This is a genomic window from Dellaglioa sp. CoH-57-MRSF-18, from assembly GCF_056781995.1.
In genome coordinates, this window is record NZ_JBXAXX010000075.1 from 1 (window position 1) to 478 (window position 478).

Annotated in this window: 1 protein-coding gene; it reads left to right on the plus strand. The window is 57.9% G+C overall.

The window, feature by feature from the left end; translation table 11 throughout:
• The first annotated feature begins 174 nt into the window (after positions 1-174).
• A complete protein-coding gene (locus AC1RPG_RS08140) occupies positions 175-357 on the plus strand; it encodes a hypothetical protein (protein ID WP_481762489.1) in 183 nt (60 codons plus the stop codon).
• Positions 358-478: the final 121 nt, after the last annotated feature.

Below are 478 nucleotides of genomic sequence, written 5' to 3' on the forward strand. Positions count from 1 at the left end.
GAGTTGAAATGATTTTTCGTGTTGGCGACGCTGTAGGCGTCTATGGCTGTATCTCGGGCGTGGCCCTGAACGATCCGAGCAACATGGAGCCGAATGTGGAGCTTGAGTTCCGGGTCCCGGGTGATCCCGATCGGGGATCGTCTGCGCATCTCGTTTTTCGTGGGCGACCTCACGATGGCAGAAGGCGACAAGATTGCGATCGGGAACATGGCTACGGTCAAGGGTCTGGTTGAGGGCGCGCGACTGAGCCCCGATGGGGATACTGGTGTCGTTACCGTGCAGGCCGTCCACACGCTGTTCGATGTGTCGATGCTCGTCGTGCAGCATGTGCCGATGCCGACCGGGGAGAACACATGAGAGTCGATATTCAGGAACAAAAGCGGTTCCCGACGTACATCGCGGACCTCGAAGTGGGTGAGCTGTTTTTCCATAACGGTTATGTCTGGGCCCTCACACGCAGCGACACTTACCACGAGGT